Origin of the sequence: Marinobacter excellens LAMA 842 (genome assembly GCF_001574445.1) — a bacterium.
Lineage (GTDB): Bacteria > Pseudomonadota > Gammaproteobacteria > Pseudomonadales > Oleiphilaceae > Marinobacter > Marinobacter shengliensis.
This window is the reverse complement of record NZ_LOCO01000048.1, coordinates 1-3,491: the sequence shown is the minus strand read 5'-3', so window position 1 is coordinate 3,491 and position 3,491 is coordinate 1. Positions and strand designations below refer to the sequence as shown.

At 51.7% G+C, this 3,491-nt stretch carries 6 protein-coding genes; all 6 read right to left on the bottom strand.

Features of this window, described 5'->3' with window-relative positions; all coding sequences use genetic code 11:
• Positions 1-224 precede the first annotated feature (224 nt).
• The 6 genes from J122_RS19900 to J122_RS19880 all read right to left on the bottom strand — a co-directional run bounded on the left by J122_RS19900 (position 225) and on the right by J122_RS19880 (position 3,328).
• Positions 225-965 (bottom strand): substrate-binding periplasmic protein, encoded by a 741-nt coding sequence (locus J122_RS19900; RefSeq protein WP_061334011.1) that lies wholly within the window; start codon positions 963-965, stop codon positions 225-227.
• A gap of 66 nt (positions 966-1,031) precedes the next feature.
• Positions 1,032-1,409, bottom strand: a complete 378-nt coding sequence (locus J122_RS19895) for a GNAT family N-acetyltransferase (RefSeq protein WP_061334009.1) — start codon at positions 1,407-1,409, stop codon at positions 1,032-1,034.
• Positions 1,410-1,567: 158 nt separating this feature from the next.
• Positions 1,568-2,044 (bottom strand): AAC(3)-I family aminoglycoside N-acetyltransferase, encoded by a 477-nt coding sequence (locus J122_RS19890; protein WP_061334007.1) that lies wholly within the window; start codon positions 2,042-2,044, stop codon positions 1,568-1,570.
• 95 nt (positions 2,045-2,139) lie between these two features.
• Positions 2,140-2,559: a GFA family protein gene (locus tag J122_RS28080; protein WP_082780661.1), complete on the bottom strand. Its 420-nt coding sequence runs from the start codon at positions 2,557-2,559 to the stop codon at positions 2,140-2,142.
• Positions 2,560-2,642: 83 nt separating this feature from the next.
• Positions 2,643-3,068, bottom strand: a complete 426-nt coding sequence (locus tag J122_RS19885) for an N-acetyltransferase (protein WP_061334005.1) — start codon at positions 3,066-3,068, stop codon at positions 2,643-2,645.
• Positions 3,069-3,133: 65 nt separating this feature from the next.
• Positions 3,134-3,328, bottom strand: a complete 195-nt coding sequence (locus tag J122_RS19880) for an NUDIX domain-containing protein (RefSeq protein WP_197463899.1) — start codon at positions 3,326-3,328, stop codon at positions 3,134-3,136.
• Positions 3,329-3,491: the final 163 nt, after the last annotated feature.

Here is a 3,491-nt window from a genome sequence, read left to right as displayed (position 1 = left end):
GCCGGACGATTTTGATGGAGCTTCAGGCAGTCTGCTGGGGTGGCAGCTTTGCCGTGGAATTAGTGGCAGCTTTCGCGTGGAATGGGTGGCAGACTTCGTCTGGAATCAGTGGCAACCTTGGTCTGGAATACGCAGCTACGGGGGCGGGATATGGAAAGTTTCAGTTCAGGTATCCGAGTCACGCGACGGGTTGGCTAATACAAGCATGTACGCAAGTAGGTGCCCTATTTGTCCGGCTCAATCGAGATATGCCGGTCCGGCGGCGGCAGGTTCGGTAGCATGGTCTCCACATCAACTGTGTAAGTAGAAAAGAACGCTTCCGCCGCTTCAATCAGAGCTGTCTCGGTTTTGAGGATACCGAGATAGACGGGCCATTCGGCGACGATCAGTTCGGTGCTGTACCGGTGCGGATCGATGTCCAGCAACTGTGCCATAAACCGGAATTCCAACTCGTTCATGACGATGTAATCGCACCGTTTGTGCAGAAACATGTCCAGCATCTGCTGGGCATTGTAGGCGTCATGGCGGCTCAGGTTGGTACCGACCCGCCGCTCGAGTTGATCGCTGTAAATAAACCATCGGCGCAGGCAGATGCTGCCCTGAAGGTCATCGAAGGAGCCCGGCTGTCGGCCAGGTTGCGCGAACACACGGTCACGCCAGGTTAATACCGGCCCGACAGCGTGCATCTGGTCCGGCAGTGGCATCCACCGCGGGGTGGCGAAAACTGCATTTGCTCGCCCTTCTTCCAGCGCCCAGACCTGGCGGTTACGCGGCATCGGGTGGAACGCGACGGCGATACCGGCCTCCAGGCCAAAATTATTGATCACCTCGACCAAAATGCCCTTGTCCAGATTGTCACCGTAGTAAAACGGCAGAAAACCCTCGTCTGACCCCATAACCTGCAGTGTCTGGGTCAAAGCTGGAAGGGCCCAGAATAATGCGACGATAAGCAGGGTTATTCTCATTTCAGGCTCCGTCGACTGATCGATTCAGACAGGCAATCCGCAGCCCTCAGGCACTTGCTGGCCATTTTATAGTTGAAAGACCGAGCCAACCCGCCGATAACCGAGCTTCTCATAGTAGGCATCCTCATCTGAGAGCACATAAACAGGCTGGCTCGGATATTTATGCTTAATTTTTGCCAGCAGCTGTGAGCCATAGCCATGCCTCCTGTAATGTGGAGCAACATACAATTCACTAATGTAGATGCCAAAGCCATCCACCAAGGCACGGAGATAGCCGCAGATAGTGCCTGTGCTTTCGCACACAAAGGTTTCACTTTCGAGCAATACCTGCTTGAACGTATCAATTGCATCGTCACTCAAAAACGAACTCCAGTCAGGCTCCTTACCTAAGAGCGCTATTAGCTCACCTTCGTGCTCTTTCTTGTAGTTTAGGACGCGGGCCATAGATATACCCCTTATTCGCGAACGCCCGGCTTGCGCGCCGGTTTGGAGCCGTTGAAGGCAAACTTCATATCGATCCGCTGGATCCGTCGCCCTGTCCGGATGGCTGACTGGCGGCAGTGCCGCGGAAGGTGCCGAGCGGTGCGAACTGATGCGCTTAGTTATGCGGTTTTATCACAGGATTCGACTGAAATATCAAAGTGCAGGACCTCTTCTCGCAGCCCAAGCTTGGTATATAGCGCGATTGCCGGTTCGTCCTCGATGCCGGTATCAGCCTGAACGAAAATCACATAGGCCCCTCGATCAGCCGCTATTAATTTTAGCTTCTCGATCAGAGCCGTAGCTATTCCCTTTCTCCGGTGCTCGGATGACACTGCAAGGTCGTATATATAAATCTCACTGCGCTCTTGCTCGAATTTCTTCAGCTCATACGCAGCTAGTCCACCGACAACATCCATGCCTTCTAGCGCTGCCAGGGCAATAAAGGAATCACCGCTGAGCAAAGCTTTCAGATAGTCTGCACTTGGGCGCTTTCCAGTATAGGTGGGCATGTCCTTAAACGCTTCGCCGAAGCATGTCGACAAGGCTATCATCAGGCCGCAGTCATTCGGTGTAAGTTGGCGAATTTCTACTGGCATCTACAGCTCCTAAACTGCATAACGCCGTGGTTTAACGGCGCCCATGCAGTGCAGCGAAATGGGCGTCAGGTTCAGGGCCGGAGGCATGGAACGAACTACAACAATTTGTTAAGTGATTCCAAGCTATCAGGCCCACCATCGAACCGAATGCACTCGGCAGATTCTTCCTCCCAAAGGGCCGCGGATGTTGTGTGGAGGTGAACAGAAACCCTTGAAGTGGCCAATCCATCAAGCAAACCGGCTGGCACCCAAACCATGTCGGTGCTCCTCAGAATATTAGGAACCGGACTCCCACACACTGAACAAAAGTCACTCCGATAACCGCTTGGCTTTTGATAAGACCTGATTTCATTTTCACCAGACACCCAACGAAAACTGTTGCCCGGCACAAAAGTAGCAGCACTAGCGGCCGCCCCGGTGGCTTTTCGGCACAGCGAACAATGACATTGATAGAGGTTTGGTATCTCCCCATCAATTTCGAACTGCACGTTTCCGCAGAGACACTCACCTTGCATCGATCAACCCTTTGATATTTAGCGCCACGCTTAACCGAAAATATGGACGCGCAGCGGATTATTGATCCGACGGCAGAACATTTTTACAAGTGATACCCCATGATCAGTTCAGGGTGACCAGTATGCTCGTCGATTTGCTCATCAAGGGAAATAAACCCATGTTTTTCATAGAACTTGATACCAGGAACATTCTCTTTGTAAACGGAGAGCTGCAAGCTTTCTCGCCTATTTTTAGCGTCATCAAGCAAGGCTGTTCCCATTCCCTTGCCCTGTGATTCCGGAGCCACAAAGATCGCAGCCAGAGTGTTTCCGCACAGGCTATAAAATCCGTTAATTTTTTCCTCATACTCCAGTACAAATGTCTCCGATGCAGGAATGTATACATCCCGCATCTCGCTGACCTTTGACTCCCAAAAATGAGGTTCGATGAAGTTATGCGCTTCAATCGACGCAGTAAGCCAAATCGCTAAGACTTGATCAATATCGGCTTGCCTATACTCGCGAATCATCTGACTATTTCCTATTACTCATCCGTCCATTTCGCTGCAAATACTTCATCACGATCTCTGAGCACCTATCCAACTTCCTGTATTAGCCCTGTTTCCTCATACAGCTCACGCTTCGCAGCATCGACATAGCTTTCACCAGGCAACAGCTCTCCTCCCACTGTTGCCCAAAACGGTGACTGGTGCTCGTCATTGTATAAAAACAGCAATAACCGTCCTGATTCGTCAACGATTATGAGCCGTGATGATTTTCTTGTTTCCATTGTCTAAAACTCCATGACCGCTTCGAACGCTTAACGCCCCGGCTTTGCGGAATGGCGGTCGAGTAGGCCCTGGGAACCACCCCCAAAGCCTCTCACAGAACCGTACGTGAACCTCTCGATTCATACGGCTCTTGTTATCCAACCACTGCCCTTGATCCTGCCC